This is a genomic window from Marinimicrobium sp. C6131, from assembly GCF_026153455.1.
In the GTDB taxonomy this organism is placed as follows: Bacteria; Pseudomonadota; Gammaproteobacteria; order Pseudomonadales; family Cellvibrionaceae; genus Marinimicrobium.
The window spans coordinates 962,610-979,376 of the sequence record NZ_CP110629.1 but is presented as its reverse complement, the minus strand read 5'-3'; the positions used below and the strand labels follow the sequence as shown (position 1 = coordinate 979,376).

Below are 16,767 nucleotides of genomic sequence, written 5' to 3'. Positions count from 1 at the left end.
ATTGAGAAGGCACCCGTTGGGTGCCTGTCGTCGTGTTTTTTCGGCACCGCTATGGGTGCCAAAAAAGTCACCCGTTACTCGGCGCCGTCTTCTTCTACCAGGGACTCGCCGCTTTCTTCGTCTTCTTCGATGCGCTCCACGCCTTTGACGTGCTCACCCTCTTTCAGGCGAATCAGACGCACACCCTGGGTGTTACGGCTCAATACCGAGACTTCATCCACCCGGGTGCGCACCAGCGTGCCCATGTCGGTGATCATCATGATTTCTTCACCGTCGAGCACCTGCACCGCGCCCACCACCGAGCCGTTGCGATCGGTGGTCTGCATGCCGATAACGCCCTGAGCGCCGCGACCCTTGGTGGGGAACTCTTCCACCGGCGTGCGCTTACCATAACCGTGCTCACTGACGGTCAGCACTTTACCGCCCTCCTGCGGAATTACCATGCCAACCACCTGATACTCGTCGTCCATGCGAATACCGCGTACACCTCGGGATACTCGACCCATGGAACGTACGGTGGACTCCTTGAAGCGCACGGTTTTACCACTGCTGGAGAACAGCATCACATCACGGTCACCATTGGTGATGGCGGTGAACGCCAACGAATCTCCTTCGTCCAGCTCGATCGCTTTCAGGCCGACACTGCGCTGGCGGGAGAACTGATCCAGCGGGGTTTTCTTGACCGTGCCGCGACGGGTCGCCATGAAGATGAAGTGGTCTGCGTCATAATTCTTGACCGGTAGAATCGAGGTGATCCGTTCGTCATTTTCCAGCGGCAACAGATTCACTACCGGCCGCCCCCGGGATTGACGCCCGGCCACCGGAATCATGTACACCTTGAGCCAGTAGACCTTACCGGCATTGGTGAAACACAAAATGGTGTCGTGGGTGCTGGCAATCAGCAGGTGCTCAACAAAGTCCTCATCCTTCACCGCCGTGGCCGACTTGCCCATACCCCCGCGACGCTGGGCCTGGTAATCGTCCAGCGGCTGCGTCTTGGCGTAACCATTATGGGAAATGGTCACGACGCGGTTTTCCTCGGCAATCAGGTCTTCGGTGGTCAGATCCAGCGTGGAAGCGGTAATTTCGGTCAGGCGATCGTCGCCATAGTCGGTCATCACCTGCTCAAGCTCTTCACGGATGACTTCCAGCAGACGCTCGGGGCGGTTCAGAATGTCCAGGAAACCGGCGATCTGCTCGAGTTTCTCTTCGTACTCGGACAGCAGCTTGTCGTGCTCCATGCCGGTCAGGCGGTGCAGACGCAAATCCAGAATCGCTTGCGCCTGGGCAGCCGACAGATAGTAAGCACCGTCGTGTACGCCAAACTCTTTGCCCAGATCTTCCGGCTTGCAGGCATCGTCGCCCGCCCGCTCCAGGAAAGCGGACATCTGACTGATGTCCCAGCCCCGAGCCATCAGACCTTCTTTGGCCTCCGCCGGCGACGGCGAGGCTTTGATCAACTCGATCACCGGATCGATATTGGCGATGGCCATGGCCAGGCCTTCGAGAATATGACCCCGCTCGCGCGCCTTGCGCAGCAGGTAGACGGTCCGGCGGGTCACCACTTCGCGGCGGTGACGGACGAAGGCTTCGAGCAGCTGTTTGAGGTTCAACAGTTTCGGCTGACCATCCACCAGCGCCACCATGTTGATGCCGAACACGGTCTGCAACTGGGTCTGGGCGTAGAGGTTGTTCAGCAGGACTTCGCCGGACTCGTTGCGCTTGACCTCGATCACGATACGCAGACCGTCTTTGTCCGACTCATCGCGCAATTCGCTGATGCCGTCGATCTTTTTGTCCTTGACCAGCTCGGCAATCTTCTCGATCAGACGCGCCTTGTTCACCTGGTAGGGAATCTCGTGCACCACAATGGTCTCACGACCGGTTTTCGGATCTTCTTCCACTTCCGCTTTGGCGCGCACGTAGATACGACCACGGCCGGTGCGATAGGCCTGAACAATGCCCGCGCGGCCGTTGATGATCGCCCCCGTGGGGAAATCCGGCCCGGGGATGTGTTCCATCAGGTCATCAATGCTGATGTCTTCGTCGTCGATCAGCGCCAGACAACCACGGACCACTTCCCTCAGGTTGTGTGGCGGGATATTGGTGGCCATGCCCACGGCAATCCCGGAGGAGCCATTGACCAACAGGTTGGGAATACGGGTGGGCAGCACATCGGGGATGCGCTCGGTGCCGTCGTAGTTGTCGACGTAATCGACGGTTTCCTTGTCCAGGTCCGCCAGCAGATCGTGGGCGATTTTGGCCATCCGCACTTCGGTGTAACGCATGGCCGCCGCGCTGTCGCCATCAATGGAGCCGAAGTTGCCCTGCCCGTCCACCAGCATGTAGCGCAGGGAGAACGGCTGCGCCATCCGCACCACGGTGTCGTACACCGCCGAGTCGCCGTGCGGGTGGTATTTACCGATCACGTCACCGACCACACGGGCCGACTTGAGGTAGGGCTTGTTCCAGTCGTTCTTGAGTTCGCTCATGGCGAACAGAACGCGCCGGTGCACAGGCTTGAGGCCATCGCGCACATCCGGCAGGGCCCGTCCCACAATCACGCTCATGGCGTAGTCGAGATAGGACTGTTTGAGTTCGTCTTCGATGTTGACGGGTGAAACTTCTTTCGCTAATTCGCCCATGGACTCGCTGAGTTCCTTATTATCAAACGTCGGAGAAGCAGCCCTTACCGGGGAGGCCGGTAAAGCCCCCTGAGCCATGCTCGACGGGCCCTCTGAGGCCCACCAAGGCAGTATCCAGGCTGCCGCACAAAGGGCGGAATACTACCATAAAAACGGGCTAAGGGGGTGATTTCAGGGCGTTTTTCGAGCAATGAGGGCCTGCATGCCACAGGCCAATAAGGGTATACTGGCGGCCTTTGGACAAAGTTGTATGCAGGATTCCTTTTATGTCAGCCCCGCAAACCGTCAGCCTGATCATCAAAGCCCGCTGGATCGCGCCAGTCGTACCGGAAAATCAGGTGTTTGAGCACTGCGCCCTGGTCATCGACAAAGGGGTCATTCAGGCCCTGGTCCCTCAGGAGGAGGCCGATAAGCGTTACGACGCCCAGCAGGAGATCTTCCTGGGCAACCACCTGCTGATCCCCGGGCTGGTCAATGCCCACGGACACGCGGCCATGAGCCTGCTGCGAGGCTACGCGGACGACCTGCCCCTGAAACAGTGGCTGGAAGACCACATCTGGCCCGCCGAAGGCCAGTGGATCAACGAGGACATGGTGCGCGACGGCACCGAACTGGCCATAGCCGAGATGATCCGCTCCGGGACCACCTGTTTCAGCGACATGTACTTTTTCCCCGAACAGGTGGCTCAGGCGGCCCAACAGGCTCACATGCGGGCTCAGGTGAATTTCCCGGTGTTTGACGCCTCCAGCGCCTGGGGCCAGGGCCCGGAGGACTACTTCCGCAAGGGGCTGGCCCTGCACGATGATTTTCGCGCCAGCCAACTGGTCCGGATCGGCTTTGGGCCCCACTCACCCTACACCCTGTCCGATGAACCTCTGACACGTATCGCCACTCTGGCTCAGGAGCTGGACGCCCCTATTCACATCCACCTCCACGAAACGGCACAGGAGGTCGACGACTCGCTCGAGCGCTACGGCAAGCGCCCGGTCCAACGTCTCGCCGATCTGGGCCTGTTGTCTCCCCTGACACAGTGTGTCCATATGACCCAGGTAACCGATGACGATATCGCTCTGCTTCGGGACAGTGGTGCGCAGGTGGTGCACTGCCCCGAGTCCAACATGAAGTTGGCCAGTGGATTCTGCCCGGCGCAGCGACTGCTGGACGAGGGTATAAACGTCGCACTGGGCACCGACGGCGCCGCCAGCAATAACGACCTGGATCTACTGAGCGAAATGAAGACCGCCGCCCTGTTGGCCAAGGCCGTCGCCGGCCGTGCCGACGCCCTGGATGCCCACAGCGCCCTGCGCATGGCCACCCTGAACGGCGCGCGCGCCCTGGGGCTGGAGGAGCAGATTGGCAGCCTGGAGGTGGGAAAAGCCGCGGATATCACCGCCATCGAATTGAGCGATTTACCCTCGCAGCCCGTATATCACCCGGTGTCGCAACTGGTGTATACCAATAGCGGACACAAGGTCAGCCACGTCTGGGTCGCGGGCAAGGCGCTGTTGCTGAGCCGGCAGTTACAGACCCTGAACGAGCGCGAACTGATCGGCAAGGCACGCTGGTGGGCCAAGCAGATTCAGGGGCAGCACGGATAAAAAAGCACCGCATGGGTGCCCTGCGACACTGGACACCCATGCTGGGGCAGACCACACATCAACCGATACTCGTAGGGCACCCATGTGGTGCCGATACCCGGAGAACAACCATGAGCAACGTCGATGCGGCCGAAGTCGCCAAATTTGAGGCCCTGGCCAGTCGCTGGTGGGATCGCAACAGCGAATTCAAACCTCTGCACGACATCAATCCGCTGCGCGCCAATTTTATCGACGAACATTCCCCGGTCGCCGGACGCAAGGTGCTGGACGTGGGCTGCGGTGGTGGCATCCTCAGCGAAGCCCTGGCCCAGCGCGGTGCCCATGTCACCGGTATCGATATGGGCGAAGCGCCCCTCGGCGTGGCCCGGCTGCATGCCCGGGAGTCGGGGCTGAACATCGACTACCGTCAGATGACCGCCGAGGCTCTGGCCGAACAGGAGCCCGGTCAATACGACATTGTCACCTGCCTGGAAATGCTTGAGCATGTACCGGACCCGGCCTCGGTTATCGCCGCCTGTGCCGCCCTGGTCAAACCCGGAGGCCACGTTTACTTCTCGACCATCAATCGCAACCCCAAGGCCTACGTCTTCGCCATTGTGGGCGCCGAATATGTGCTCAAGCTATTGCCCAGGGGAACGCACGACTATCGTAAATTCATCCGCCCCTCCGAGCTGTCGCGCTGGATGCGCGCTGCCGGCCTGGAGCTGAAAACCCTGACCGGCATGACTTACAACCCGCTGACCAGAACCTACAAACTCGATCCAAACGATGTCAGTGTCAATTACCTGCTCCATGCCCGCCAGGTGGGCTGACCAATGATCGAGAAGCCCCCGGCAAGAGAACATCTTCCGATCCGCGCCGTGATGTTCGACCTGGATGGTACGCTGCTGGATACGGCGCCGGATTTCGTGGTGGTGGTCAACCGACTGTTGGCCGAGTACGATCGAGCGCCCCTGGCCGACGCCACCATCCGCCGCAGTGTATCCAATGGCGCCCGGGCGCTGGTTCAACTGGCCTTTGGCGTTGCCCCGGGCCACCCGGATTTCGAACCCCTCCGGATTCGCCTTCTGGAGCTCTACAGTGACCACCTGGCGGTACACACCAGACTCTTTCCCGGACTGCAGGCACTGCTGCATGCCTTGGGGGAGCGGCAGATTCCCTGGGGGGTGGCCACCAACAAGCCGGCGGCCTACACCCTGCCACTGATGACGCAACTGGACCTGAAGCCGGCGCCGGAGAGCATCATCTGCCCGGACCACGTCAAGGAGCGCAAACCGCACCCGGAATCGCTGTTTCTGGCCGCCAAGCATCTGGGTTGTGAGCCTGCGCACATCGTGTATGTTGGCGATCATCGGCGCGACATTGAATGCGGCCAGCAGGCCGGTGCCATTACCATTGCCGCCGCCTACGGATACATCGAAGAAGGCGACGATGTCGACGCCTGGGGCGCGGACTACCGCGTTGACCATGGCCGGGACATTCTGCCCATTCTGGAACGCCTGCTCTGAGGCGCAATGGCGTTACTGACCAATACCGAGCGTACATCGACAAGAGTTCAACTATGACACTACCGGACAATTACCAACCCGCCCCCAGCCTGCTCAAGGATAAAGTGATTCTGGTCACCGGCGCCGGGGATGGCATAGGGCGGGTCGCGGCGAAAACCTTTGCCGAGTATCGGGCCACCGTGGTACTACTCGGACGAACGATGGCAAAACTTGAAAAAGTGTACGACGAGATCGAACAGGCCGGCGGTCCCCAGCCCGCCATTTACCCCATGAACCTTGAAGGCGCCACGGAGAAGGACTACCGCGATCTGTCCGACACCCTGTATCAGGAATTCGGTAAGCTCGACGGGATTCTGCACAACGCCAGTGACCTGGGAGAGCGAACCCCCATTGCCAACTACGCCGCCGACACCTGGTTGCGGGTGATGCAGATTAACGTGAATGCGCCGTTCATGCTGACTCAGGCCCTGCTGCCGCTGCTCGAGCAATCCGGAAACGCCAGCATTGTATTTACCAGCTCGGGGGTCGCCCGGAAAGGTCGTGCCTATTGGGGGGCCTACGCGGCCTCCAAGGCGGCGCAGGACAATCTGATGCAGACCCTCTCCGAAGAGCTGGACGGTGCCCTGCCGATCCGGGCCAACAGCATCAATCCCGGTGCCACCCGCACCCGGATGCGGGCGGCGGCCTACCCGGCAGAAGATCCGCGCACGCTGCCGACGCCCGAGTCGCATATGCCGTTGTATCTGTATCTGATGGGAGAGGATTCGATGGGTGTGAATGGGGAGATTTTTGCGCCGTAATCCGCCTCCGCCGGATCAATACTCTACCGGTGTTCCTGCATGGCCTGCAGGAGTGAGGCTTCGGCCCGGGACAGGCCACAGCGGCGGGCGACTTCTTCGACACTGCCCCCCATGCGAAACAGCTGATTGGCTTCAGTGTAGGGAAAGTCCTGTTCCGAGGATGCCTCGGACGCTCCGCCCGCCCCCTGGGCCAGGCGCCTCTCCATGGCAATCAGGCGATTGCCCATACCAATGGCGGCACTGTTGGCTACCGCCAGCTCGCTTTCCAGACGACGGTGGCTGGAGCGCACCTGATCCAACTGGCGATGACTGGCCCGCAGTGCCACCAGGGCCACCGCCATCGCCATCACGCTCAGTGCCAGGCTCAACCCGATCGCCAGCAGCATCCAGTTCATCCGCTAAATCTCATCCAGCTCCGCCCACTCTTCATTGGTGAGCAATTTATTCAGGTCAATCAGAATCAACAGTTCGTCGTTTTTGTGGCACACCCCCTGAATGAACTTGGCGCTCTCTTCATTACCGACATTCGGCGCCGTTTCAATTTCGGACTGATTCAGATACACCACTTCCGCCACACTATCCACCATGATACCAATCACGTGGTTGTCGGTTTCGATGATCACAATCCGGGTATTGTCCGTGACTTCCCCCTCGGCCAGACCGAACCGGTGACGGGTATCGATCACCGTGACCACGTTGCCCCGCAAGTTGATAATACCGAGCACATAGGGAGGTGCGCCCGGCACCGGGGCAATTTCGGAATAGCGAAGGACTTCCTGCACTTGCATGACGTTAATACCGTACGTCTCGCCGTCCAGCCGGAACGTCACCCACTGCAGAACCTGGTCGTCCCCGCCTTTGCTTTGTTGCTTACTGTTTTTGGTACCTGTCGCCATACATCAAGTCCTCAATAGCTCATGCTTTTCATCATTATGCATTGTTACGCACTATAGCTGATATCGCGGCGGTTCGCTGCGTGTTTCCGGCGCCTACCCCCGCGCAGTTCAGGCCCGTTTGCGATCCGCCTCCATCAGCAGTTGGCCAATACGCGGAATATCCAGCAGCGCACACATGTGCTCTTTGACCGTCCCGGCCAACCAGGGACGACGGCTGCGTTCGGTCCGCCACTTCACGTCTTCCGGATCGAGGCTGATCGGCTGATTGACCGAGTCCACCGCCAACCCCCAGGGCACGCCATCAATGGAAATGACATACTCCGCCGTTTCAACGAACCGTTCGTCATAGCGCTCCGGCATGACGAATCGCGCCGTATTGACCGTGCGTATTTTTCCGGTCGGCGTCGGCAGCAGTCCCATAAACCAATCCGCCTGCCCGAACAGCGGCGTCAGTTCATCGGTCAGAGGCTGAATCTGACCCAGTGCGATCAGCGGCACCGCAAGCGTCAGGCCGGACACCTTGAACAGCAGTACATCGAACCGTTCCTGCGCCCAAACCGGGCGCCCGTTGACCAGCCATTCGACATCTTTCAACCGGAATTGCCCGGCTTCGGGTTCTGGCATCAGTTCCTGTGCCGAAGGGGTTGGCACCGTTTCAGCCGTATCATTCTCCGGGACTTCGGGAGCCAATGGTTCGGCCAATTTCACCCGGGGCTGGGGCGTCACCCTCGCCGCTGGCGCGTCGGTTGTGGGCTCAATGGTCGGCGCAGACACCTTGGGCTCGACCACAACAGGCCGAGTGATGCTCCGCGCCTGAGCGGGTCGCGTCTGCGTTTTCGCAGAGGTCACAGTGCCGGCTTTCAAGGGCGTGGCGGCGCTGTACAGCAATTTCTGCAACCGCTCGCGCTGATCATCGACCGGATCCGCATAAGCCGTCTCAGACGGCGCCGTCAGCAAGTCATCCAGGTACGCTTGCAGCAACCCCTGGGGATCTTTGGGTGAGTGTTTCATGCCGAACCTCCCGCCGCGACCGTTGCCGCCGAAGGTTCTTTTTTCAACAACCATTTGTACAGGGAGCGATAAGCGTCCACCCCCCGACTGTCCGGCTCAAACTGGTGTGGCGGTACGCCCGCCTTGCTGGCATCCCGGAACTTGGTGTCGACCGGAATCATCCCGGGCCAGACCTGGGTGGGGTAGGTATTGCGGATGGTCAGTAGGCTACTGACCGAGGCTTGAGTGCGCCGATCGAACATGACCGGCACCACATGATATTCCAGCGGCCGTTTGCGAGACCGACTCATCATCTCCAGGGTATTCACCATCCGCTCCAGCCCTTTCAGGGCCAGAAACTCGGTCTGCACCGGCATCACCAGCCGGTGCGCGGCGGCGAGCGCATTGATCATGAGCACACCAAGCAGGGGCGGCGTATCCACCAGCACCAGATCGTAGTCGTCATACACCTGCGCGAGCGCACGGGTCAGCACCAGGCCCATGCCCTCCTGCCCCACCGCGTGGCGTTCCAGCGTCGCCAGCGCCGTGGCCGAGGGCAGAAGGTCCAGGTTCTTGAAATCGGTTTTCTGGATCAGCTTTTTCACGCGCTCGGGATAGAGCTGTTTGCGCTCCTCAAACAGCGTGAAAACACTGCTGCGGGCCGTGTCAGGATCTTGACGGAAATAGGTGCTCAGAGAGCCGTGAGGATCCAGGTCCAACAGCAATACACGCCGGCCCTGCTCGGCGGCAAGCCCGCCCAGGGCCACGGTGGTGGTGGTCTTACCGACCCCACCTTTCTGATTGGCAATACTCCAGACGCGCAACAGATGCGATCCTCGTTGTCGATGGTCCGATCGGTGTGTCGGCGCACAGCACCAATATTCCGCAGACCTATCCGGTTTACTCCACTAAGCGCCACGATCAAGCAACGGCCATGCCATATGAAATGGCCAGACTAGCGCTGCCGGGGCAGATCGGGGTCACTACTGAAGAGCAGTCCCCCACCCTCCAACTGTACCGGCTCCACTGGCGCGGCGGATTCGGCGCTGTCACCCGAAGAGCTATCGGCCTCCGGGCCGGATTCTTGAGGTGCGCTTTCCGGGGCAGCCTCTCGCGGCGGCAGAAACCCGTCTCCCGCGCCGTTCTCATCCAGCGCCGCACTCGGGCGTTGTATCGCTTCGCGGGCAATCATCAAGGCAACCCGTCGATTTTGAGCTCGGCCCTGTGGCGTGTCGTTCGCGGCGCTGGGCTGGTGTTCACCATACCCGACAGCGGACAATCGTTGTGCCGAGACGCCGGCTCCAGACAACAGTTTGACGATGGCACTGGCCCGCGCGGCCGACAACTCCCAGTTGCTGGGGTAACGAAGATTGCGGATGGGCTGATTGTCCGTGTGCCCCTCTACCTGAATCGGGTTGTCGTACTCCGCCAACAGGCGGGCCATTTCGGCAAAAATATCCCGGGCCTGGCCACTCAACTCCGCGCTGCCCGACTCAAACAGAATACTGTCCCGCAGCTCGACTTGCAGCCAGTACTCGTTCGCGTACACTTCCAGGAGGTCATCGCCAATCAGGTCGGAAAACCGCTCGCTGATACGTTCCGCCAGTTCTCCCAGCTCACCCAACCCCTCTTCACCCGCAAGACCTCCCGACTCCCCCAGCCTCGGCTGTTCGGTATCCCCACGATCGTCGCCACGAATATCGATCGCACTGGCCGACGGTGAGCGGGACGGCTCGCCGACCTGAATGGGCCGGTTCGTGCGCGCCGGCTCAAAGGCCTCCATCAGGGTATCAGACAGCACCCGGTATTTACTTTCATTGACCTGGGAAATGGAATACATCACCACAAAAAACGCAAACAGCAGCGTAATGAAATCCGCGTAGGACACCAACCAGCGCTCGTGATTCACGTGCAGTTCTGTGGGGCGACGGCGCGGCATGGGCAACCTCTACTTGTGCAGGTAGCCGTTGAGTTTCATTTCGATAGAGCGCGGATTCTCGCCATCGGCAATGGCAATAATGCCCTCGATCATCAGTTCCCGGTAATGGGAGCGCTCGTTGATACACATCTTGAGTTTGTTGGCGATGGGCAACAGAAACAGATTGGCCAGCGCAACCCCGTAGATGGTCGCGACAAACGCCACCGCGATACCGGGCCCAAGCTGTTCGGGGTCAGCCAGGTTGCGCATCACATGAATCAGCCCCATCACTGCCCCGATGATCCCGATCGTCGGCGAGTAGCCGCCCATACTTTCATAAAACCGTACGGCGTCCTGGTCGCGTTGTTCACTGAGCACCAACTCATTTTCCATGACCCGGCGGATGACTTCCGGCTCGCTGCCATCAACCATCAGTTGTAATCCTTTGCGCGCAAAGGGATCTTTTTCATTGTCAGCAATCTGCTCCAGACCAAGCAAACCCTGCTTCCGAGCGGTTACCGACCAGCGAACGATCTGGTCAATGCCACCGCGAAACGCGTTGACCGGCGGTCGGAAAATCCAGGGAAATATCTGCAGGGCCCGCTTGAGGTGAACCTTCGGCGTCTGCAGCATGGCTGCCCCCAGGGTACCACCGATCACAATCACCGCAGCGGGACCATTGAGCAGGGAAGAGAGACTACCCCCCTCAGCAAAGTTGCCGCCAATCAGGGCCGCAAAGCCGATGATGACACCGAGTATGCTGAGGATATCCATGTCAGCAGACCTCGCGAACGAGTCTGGGGCCGATGTCTTTCAGGCTGAGCACCTTGTCCGACAGCCCCGCCTTGGCTACGGCCATCGGCATTCCGTAAATCACGCAGCTGGCTTCATCCTGGGACCAGATGGTCGAGCCCGCGCTCTTGAGCATACGGGCACCTTCCCGACCATCGGCTCCCATCCCGGTCAGCACTACACCGAGGACTTTATTGCCATAGTGCTTGGCGGCTGAACCGAACGTGATATCCAGGGAGGGTTTGTAGGTCATTCGCTCGTCTTCAACGATGCGCAGCCCGCCGCGTGCATCCAGCATCATCTGCTTGCCACCGGGAGCCAACAGGGCCACGCCCGGCTGCAGCGTGTCCCCTTCCTTCGCTTCCCGCACCTGTATCTGACACTGGCGGTTAAGGCGCTCGGCAAACGCCCGGGTAAAATTCTCCGGCATGTGCTGCACCAGCACGATGGGCAGAGGAAAGGTGGCGGGCAGATTGACCAGCACATCGGTAAGCGCCACCGGCCCACCGGTGGAGGCTCCGATAACCAGGAGTTTGTAGCTGCCACGGGGGCGAGGAGGTGTTTGTGGTTCCCGAACCGGTGGCTTTTCAGCCGGCTGGGGCGATTGCAGGCGTGTCGCCTCTCGAGAAGCGGAAGCCGATGCGCGAGCCTGCCGCCCCAAGGTGAGCAGCCGCTCGTGCAGTTTATCGCGCAGCCCCTGGGCGTTGCGGGAGACTTCGCCGAAGTCCTTGGGCATAAAGTCCATGGCGCCGGCTGCGAGCGCATCCAGCGTAATGCGTGCGCCCTCGTAAGTGAGCGACGAGAACATCAGAATCGGCACCGGCCGGTCCGCCATGATGTGGCGCACCGCGGTAATGCCGTCCATCTCCGGCATTTCAAAATCCATGGTGACCAGGTCCGGGCGCAGGGAGCGGGCCTGCTCCACCGCCTCACGGCCGTTGGTCGCGGTTCCCACGACCGAGAGATCCGGGTGTTGATCGATCATTTCTTTCAGTCGCTGACGAAAGAAGTTCGAATCATCTACGATTAACACCCTCAATGGCATTGTCGCTAACTCCAGCCTGTTCAGTAAGTCCGCCCCTCCTACCGGAGAGCACAAAAGTCAATGGGGATTATACGCCGCCGGCATAGCGCTTGAGCAACCCCGGAATATCGAGTATCAACGCCATGGTCCCGTCGCCGGTGATGGTGGCTCCGGCCATACCGGGTGTGCCCTGGAGCATTTTACCCAGAGGTTTGATCACCACCTCTTCCTGCCCGATGAGTTGATCGACCACGAATCCCACCATGCGGGTACCAATGGCGACAATGACCACGTGGGCTTCGCGTTCACGGGCCTGCCGCGGGCCGGTGATCAGCCAGTCTTTCAGGTAGAAAACCGGGATGGCCCGATCGCGGATGGTCACGCACTCCTGACCATCCACCGTGTGCGTTCTGGACATATCCATATGGAAAATTTCCTGCACGCTGGCCAACGGCAAAGCGAAGGCCTGCTCCGCCAACATCACCATCAGCGTCGGCATGATGGCCAGAGTCAACGGGACTTTGATATTGAGCCGGGTTCCCTCGCCCTTGGTGGACTGGATTTCAATGGTGCCGTTGAGCTGGGTGATCTTGGTCTTGACCACATCCATGCCCACGCCCCGACCGGACACATCGGAAATTTCCTTCTTGGTGGAAAAGCCCGGTGCAAAGATGAGATTAAACGCTTCGGTGTCCGACAGACGGTTGGCGCTATCGCGATCCATAACGCCCTTCTCAACGGCAATGTCCCGCAACTTGTCAGGATCCATGCCGGCGCCATCATCGGTGATTGACAGCAGAATGTGATCGCCCTCCTGTTCCGCCGCGAGTACCACCTTACCGGTGCGGGGTTTGCCGTTCGCCTCACGCAGATCGGGCAATTCGATGCCGTGATCCACGGAGTTGCGCACCAGGTGAACCAGAGGGTCGGACAGGGCTTCAACCAGGTTTTTATCCAGATCGGTCTCCTCGCCCACCAGCTCCAGATTCACCTCTTTTTTCAGGTTGCGAGCCAGGTCGCGCACAACACGGGGAAAGCGACCAAATACTTTCTTGATCGGTTGCATCCGGGTTTTCATGACGGACGTCTGCAGGTCGGCGGTCACGACATCGAGGTTGGAGACGGCCTTGGCCAGTGCCTCATTTTCAATATCGTCCCCCAGGCGCACAAGACGATTGCGCACCAGCACCAGCTCGCCCACCATGTTCATGATTTCATCGAGACGCTGCGTATCAACGCGCACCGTCGTCTCCGCCGGGGCCGGCCCCCCGTCGCGGTCACCGGGCTTGCCGGAGGGGCGCGCTGCCGGCGGTTTCCTGCCGTCGCCCGCGCCGCCGCCAGCCGGCGCGGGCGGTGCACTCGACGCGACCTCGGGAGCCGGCGCCTTCACGCTCTCGGGTTTGGCCGGAGCGCTCTCCCCCGGCTTCTTGCGGGTCGGGCCCTGGCCCTTACCATGCAACTCATCCAGCAGCGACTCAAACTCGTCGTCACTGATCAGGTCGTCGGCCGGCGGACTGTTCGATTCCGGCTTTTTACTCTCGCCCCGGGGCTTGGCAGACGCCGCCTGCGGAGCATCATCCGCCCTGGCTGGCGCACCGGTACCGGGACCTTTGCCCTTGCCGTGCAACTGATCCAGCAGGGCTTCGAATTCGTCGTCATCAATTTCGTCACTGCCCGGCGCGGAGGCGGCAGGCGGGTCAGCCGGCCGGCTGGCGCCAGGCCCCTTACCCTTGCCGTGCAGTTCGTCCAGCAAGGCTTCAAACTCGTCTTCCTGAATCACATCACTATTGTCGGACGGGCGCGTTGATTCAGATCCGGTTTTAGCGGGAGCGGCGCCGGGCTCATCGGCAATCGCATCCAGTAGCTGCTCAAACTCATCATCGGTAATGTCGCCCTGCGCATTGGCCGTTTCGTGCCCGGCCTGCACATCCGACTCGGTGCCCTCCGCGTTCGCCGGCGCCGCATCGGCGCCACCACCAATCGGTTCACCGTTTACCAGTCGTTGCAGGGTATCAATCAGTTGAGGATCGGCGTGCGCCATTTCTTCCCGTTGGGACACTTCCGCGAACTGCTGATTGATGGTATCGAGCGACTGCAGTACCACGTCCATCAGTTCGGGCGTGACCTGGCGCTGACCGTTACGCAGTACGTCAAACAGGTTCTCTGTCACATGACAGCACTCCACCATCGGGTCAAGCTGGAGAAATCCGGCGCCCCCTTTGACGGTGTGGAAACCACGGAAAATCGCATTGAGCAAATCAGCGTCGTCAGGGCGCTGCTCCAACTCGACCAGCTGCTCGGAGAGTTTCTCCAGTATTTCACCTGCTTCGACCAGGAAGTCCTGGAGGATTTCTTCGTCGTCACCGAACCCCATTCAGCGCTCCTATCAAACCTTTCTCACCGGTTATTGTCATCGGATGGCCATCCTCGGACGGCCAACCTGGCGCGCAGCGCGCCTGCGGGTGAACCCTGTTCCAACCCGGATTAAAAACCCAGGCTCGACAGCAAATCGTCCACTTCGTCCTGACTGGATACCACGTCAGCCCGTTCGCTGGCGTTCATCTGCGGCCCCTCTCCGGAGCTCAGTTGACGTTTTTTCACTGCCGCTTCTTCACTATCGGCATCGGGGACAAAACCTGTAACATCTTCCACCTGAGCCGCAATCCGGACCAGACTGACCAGATCCTGTTCGACGTCATTGATCAGTCCAATCACCCGCTTGAGCACCTGGCCGGTCAGGTCCTGAAACCCTTGTTCGAGGACAATTTCCTGCAAGTTACGCCCTATGGTCTCAGTGCCGGTGACCATTTGCCCGAGAAACTCATCCATCCGGTGGTACAGCTCGCGAAACTCGTCCGGACTCATTTCCCGACGTTTGAGCCTGGCCCACTCTTCCCTCAAGGAGCCGGCTTCCTGCCCGAGATTGGTGGCAATAGGGGCCGACTCGTCCACCATATCCATGGTTTTTTCGGCCGCCTGCTGAGTCAGGTCGATGACATAATTCAGGCGGTTGGACGCGTCCCGGATTTCGGAGTTTTTGATATCCGGTGGTTCCGAGCTGAGATCACCGTCGACATTGAAGTTGACAATCGCATCGTGCAGGCCACGGGTCAGACGCCCGACAGACTGGAAAATATGCCGGTCGCGCACTTCGGTGATCGCGTGAATCAGCTGAGAGGCCTCTTCATACTGGTCCCCCTGAAGTTTGTCGACCAGCAGCTTGGCGCACTCTTTCAGCTCGGAAATGAACTCATCGTTTTCATGCAACTGGGATGTTGAAGCCATGAATAAGCCTTATTGTCGCTGTGGCCGGTGCGCCAGCGCACCGGCGGCGCGTGGTTTAACCAACGCGTTCAAAAATTTTCTCGATCTTTTCCTTGAGCGCAGCCGCGGTAAACGGTTTGACCACATACCCGTTCACGCCGGCCTGGGCGGCTTCAATAATCTGATCGCGCTTGGCTTCAGCGGTCACCATCAGCACCGGCAGGGCATGCAGCTTCTCGTCCTCACGCACTGCACGCAGCAAGTCGATACCGGTCATACCGGGCATGTTCCAATCGGTCACCAGGAAGTCAAAGTCGCCGCTGCGCAGCATGGGCAAGGCCGTTACCCCATCGTCAGCCTCATGGGTATTGCTGAACCCCAGGTCTCTGAGCAGGTTCTTAATAATCCGTCGCATTGTCGAAAAATCGTCGACAATCAGGATTTTCATGTTCTTATCCAATGCAACCTCCGTCTACTCTGGCGGGAGTCTGGTTTCAAGAATGGGAAGCAGCGCCCTGAGGCGCCCACCACACCGGTGATGTTCATATTCTAGCAAGGCCGGGCCGGGCAAAGTACCCACAAACCCTTGATGCGTCAATCATTACCCTGCCAATCGGCCAGTCGTGTTCTCAGACGCAGGGCCGCCTGACTGTGAATCTGGCTGACCCGGGATTCGCTGACCCCCAGCACCTGACCGATTTCCTTGAGGTTGAGCTCTTCATCGTAGTACAGCGCCAACACCAGTTTTTCCCGCTCCGGCAGTTGGGTTATCGCCTGCGCAAGGGATTGCTTTAGGGCCGCACGCTGGATTCCATCCAGGGGACTGGCGTGCTCGGACCCCGGACCGGCCATATGCTGGCTGGTATCATCATCGCCAAAGGTCTCTTCATAGCTGAACAACCGGCTGGCACTGGCATCGCGCAGCATGTCGAAATAATCATCCAGTTCTACGCCCAGTTGCTCGGCGACCTCGGCATCCTGGGCATCCCGACCGGTGCGCCCTTCCACAATGCCAATGGCCTCGCTGATGCGCCGGGCGTTGCGGTGAACGGAGCGAGGCGCCCAATCACCCCGGCGCATTTCATCCACGATAGCACCGCGGATGCGGATGCCGGCGTAGGTTTCGAAGCTGGCCCCCTTGGAGGCATCGTACTTCTGGGAGGCCTCAATCAGGCCGATCATTCCGGCCTGTATCAGGTCTTCAACCTGCACACAGGCGGGCATGCGCAGCATCATATGATGGGCAATGCGCTTGACCAGCGGGGCGTAGTCTTCAACCCGGATCTGATTGCCAAGTTGTCGGGTTTTATCGTACATGGCTAATCCATCGGC

Annotated in this window: 16 protein-coding genes; 4 read left to right on the top strand and 12 right to left on the bottom strand. The window is 60.0% G+C overall.

Going from position 1 to position 16,767, the window contains the following annotated elements:
- Positions 1-74: 74 nt before the first annotated feature.
- Positions 75-2,645: a DNA gyrase subunit A gene (gene gyrA, locus OOT55_RS04165; RefSeq protein ID WP_265367887.1), complete on the bottom strand. Its 2,571-nt coding sequence runs from the start codon at positions 2,643-2,645 to the stop codon at positions 75-77.
- A 266-nt stretch (positions 2,646-2,911) separates the two neighbouring features.
- Between gyrA and OOT55_RS04160 the strand changes: the two genes are divergently transcribed.
- From OOT55_RS04160 to OOT55_RS04145, 4 genes are all read left to right on the top strand, one after another.
- Positions 2,912-4,243 (top strand): TRZ/ATZ family hydrolase, encoded by a 1,332-nt coding sequence (locus tag OOT55_RS04160; RefSeq protein WP_265367886.1) that lies wholly within the window; start codon positions 2,912-2,914, stop codon positions 4,241-4,243.
- A 110-nt stretch (positions 4,244-4,353) separates the two neighbouring features.
- The gene (ubiG, locus tag OOT55_RS04155) at positions 4,354-5,055 is read left to right on the top strand and encodes a bifunctional 2-polyprenyl-6-hydroxyphenol methylase/3-demethylubiquinol 3-O-methyltransferase UbiG (protein WP_265367885.1); all 702 of its coding nucleotides are present in this window, start codon (positions 4,354-4,356) and stop codon (positions 5,053-5,055) included.
- A gap of 3 nt (positions 5,056-5,058) precedes the next feature.
- Entirely contained in the window at positions 5,059-5,751 is a 693-nt protein-coding gene (locus OOT55_RS04150; protein WP_265367884.1) for an HAD-IA family hydrolase, read from the top strand.
- 53 nt (positions 5,752-5,804) lie between these two features.
- Complete coding sequence (locus tag OOT55_RS04145) at positions 5,805-6,551, top strand: YciK family oxidoreductase (RefSeq protein WP_265367883.1); 747 nt, start codon at positions 5,805-5,807, stop codon at positions 6,549-6,551.
- Positions 6,552-6,574: 23 nt separating this feature from the next.
- Here OOT55_RS04145 and OOT55_RS04140 read toward each other — a convergent pair whose 3' ends face one another.
- The 11 genes from OOT55_RS04140 to OOT55_RS04090 all read right to left on the bottom strand — a co-directional run bounded on the left by OOT55_RS04140 (position 6,575) and on the right by OOT55_RS04090 (position 16,752).
- On the bottom strand, positions 6,575-6,946 hold the full coding sequence (locus OOT55_RS04140) for a DUF2802 domain-containing protein (RefSeq protein ID WP_265367882.1): 372 nt from the start codon (positions 6,944-6,946) through the stop codon (positions 6,575-6,577).
- A 3-nt stretch (positions 6,947-6,949) separates the two neighbouring features.
- The gene (locus OOT55_RS04135) at positions 6,950-7,447 is read right to left on the bottom strand and encodes a chemotaxis protein CheW (protein WP_265367881.1); all 498 of its coding nucleotides are present in this window, start codon (positions 7,445-7,447) and stop codon (positions 6,950-6,952) included.
- Positions 7,448-7,555: 108 nt separating this feature from the next.
- Positions 7,556-8,458 carry a chemotaxis protein CheW gene (locus tag OOT55_RS04130; protein WP_265367880.1) on the bottom strand — a complete coding sequence of 301 codons (903 nt, stop codon included), beginning with the start codon at positions 8,456-8,458 and terminating at the stop codon, positions 7,556-7,558.
- Positions 8,455-9,261 (bottom strand): ParA family protein, encoded by an 807-nt coding sequence (locus OOT55_RS04125; RefSeq protein WP_265367879.1) that lies wholly within the window; start codon positions 9,259-9,261, stop codon positions 8,455-8,457. Before OOT55_RS04125 ends, OOT55_RS04130 begins: the two co-directional genes overlap by 4 nt.
- 131 nt (positions 9,262-9,392) lie before the next feature.
- On the bottom strand, positions 9,393-10,376 hold the full coding sequence (motD, locus tag OOT55_RS04120; protein WP_265367878.1) for a flagellar motor protein MotD: 984 nt from the start codon (positions 10,374-10,376) through the stop codon (positions 9,393-9,395).
- Positions 10,377-10,385: 9 nt separating this feature from the next.
- Positions 10,386-11,129: a flagellar motor protein gene (locus tag OOT55_RS04115; RefSeq protein WP_265367877.1), complete on the bottom strand. Its 744-nt coding sequence runs from the start codon at positions 11,127-11,129 to the stop codon at positions 10,386-10,388.
- A 1-nt stretch (position 11,130) separates the two neighbouring features.
- On the bottom strand, positions 11,131-12,192 hold the full coding sequence (locus OOT55_RS04110; RefSeq protein ID WP_265367876.1) for a protein-glutamate methylesterase/protein-glutamine glutaminase: 1,062 nt from the start codon (positions 12,190-12,192) through the stop codon (positions 11,131-11,133).
- Between the two features lie 67 nt (positions 12,193-12,259).
- Positions 12,260-14,545 carry a chemotaxis protein CheA gene (locus OOT55_RS04105; protein WP_265367875.1) on the bottom strand — a complete coding sequence of 762 codons (2,286 nt, stop codon included), beginning with the start codon at positions 14,543-14,545 and terminating at the stop codon, positions 12,260-12,262.
- A 110-nt stretch (positions 14,546-14,655) separates the two neighbouring features.
- Complete coding sequence (locus OOT55_RS04100; protein ID WP_265367874.1) at positions 14,656-15,456, bottom strand: protein phosphatase CheZ; 801 nt, start codon at positions 15,454-15,456, stop codon at positions 14,656-14,658.
- Between the two features lie 55 nt (positions 15,457-15,511).
- Entirely contained in the window at positions 15,512-15,895 is a 384-nt protein-coding gene (cheY, locus tag OOT55_RS04095; RefSeq protein ID WP_024459986.1) for a chemotaxis response regulator CheY, read from the bottom strand.
- A gap of 134 nt (positions 15,896-16,029) precedes the next feature.
- Positions 16,030-16,752 carry an RNA polymerase sigma factor FliA gene (locus OOT55_RS04090; RefSeq protein ID WP_322113838.1) on the bottom strand — a complete coding sequence of 241 codons (723 nt, stop codon included), beginning with the start codon at positions 16,750-16,752 and terminating at the stop codon, positions 16,030-16,032.
- Positions 16,753-16,767: the final 15 nt, after the last annotated feature.

Coding starts and splice junctions, on each gene's coding strand:
- gyrA (WP_265367887.1), bottom strand. CDS start 2,645: ATGGGCGAATTAGCGAAAGAAGTTTCACCCGTCAACATCGAAGACGAA.
- OOT55_RS04160 (WP_265367886.1), top strand. CDS start 2,912: ATGTCAGCCCCGCAAACCGTCAGCCTGATCATCAAAGCCCGCTGGATC.
- ubiG (WP_265367885.1), top strand. CDS start 4,354: ATGAGCAACGTCGATGCGGCCGAAGTCGCCAAATTTGAGGCCCTGGCC.
- OOT55_RS04150 (WP_265367884.1), top strand. CDS start 5,059: ATGATCGAGAAGCCCCCGGCAAGAGAACATCTTCCGATCCGCGCCGTG.
- OOT55_RS04145 (WP_265367883.1), top strand. CDS start 5,805: ATGACACTACCGGACAATTACCAACCCGCCCCCAGCCTGCTCAAGGAT.
- OOT55_RS04140 (WP_265367882.1), bottom strand. CDS start 6,946: ATGAACTGGATGCTGCTGGCGATCGGGTTGAGCCTGGCACTGAGCGTG.
- OOT55_RS04135 (WP_265367881.1), bottom strand. CDS start 7,447: ATGGCGACAGGTACCAAAAACAGTAAGCAACAAAGCAAAGGCGGGGAC.
- OOT55_RS04130 (WP_265367880.1), bottom strand. CDS start 8,458: ATGAAACACTCACCCAAAGATCCCCAGGGGTTGCTGCAAGCGTACCTG.
- motD (WP_265367878.1), bottom strand. CDS start 10,376: ATGCCGCGCCGTCGCCCCACAGAACTGCACGTGAATCACGAGCGCTGG.
- OOT55_RS04115 (WP_265367877.1), bottom strand. CDS start 11,129: ATGGATATCCTCAGCATACTCGGTGTCATCATCGGCTTTGCGGCCCTG.
- OOT55_RS04110 (WP_265367876.1), bottom strand. CDS start 12,192: ATGCCATTGAGGGTGTTAATCGTAGATGATTCGAACTTCTTTCGTCAG.
- OOT55_RS04105 (WP_265367875.1), bottom strand. CDS start 14,545: ATGGGGTTCGGTGACGACGAAGAAATCCTCCAGGACTTCCTGGTCGAA.
- OOT55_RS04100 (WP_265367874.1), bottom strand. CDS start 15,456: ATGGCTTCAACATCCCAGTTGCATGAAAACGATGAGTTCATTTCCGAG.
- OOT55_RS04090 (WP_322113838.1), bottom strand. CDS start 16,752: ATGTACGATAAAACCCGACAACTTGGCAATCAGATCCGGGTTGAAGAC.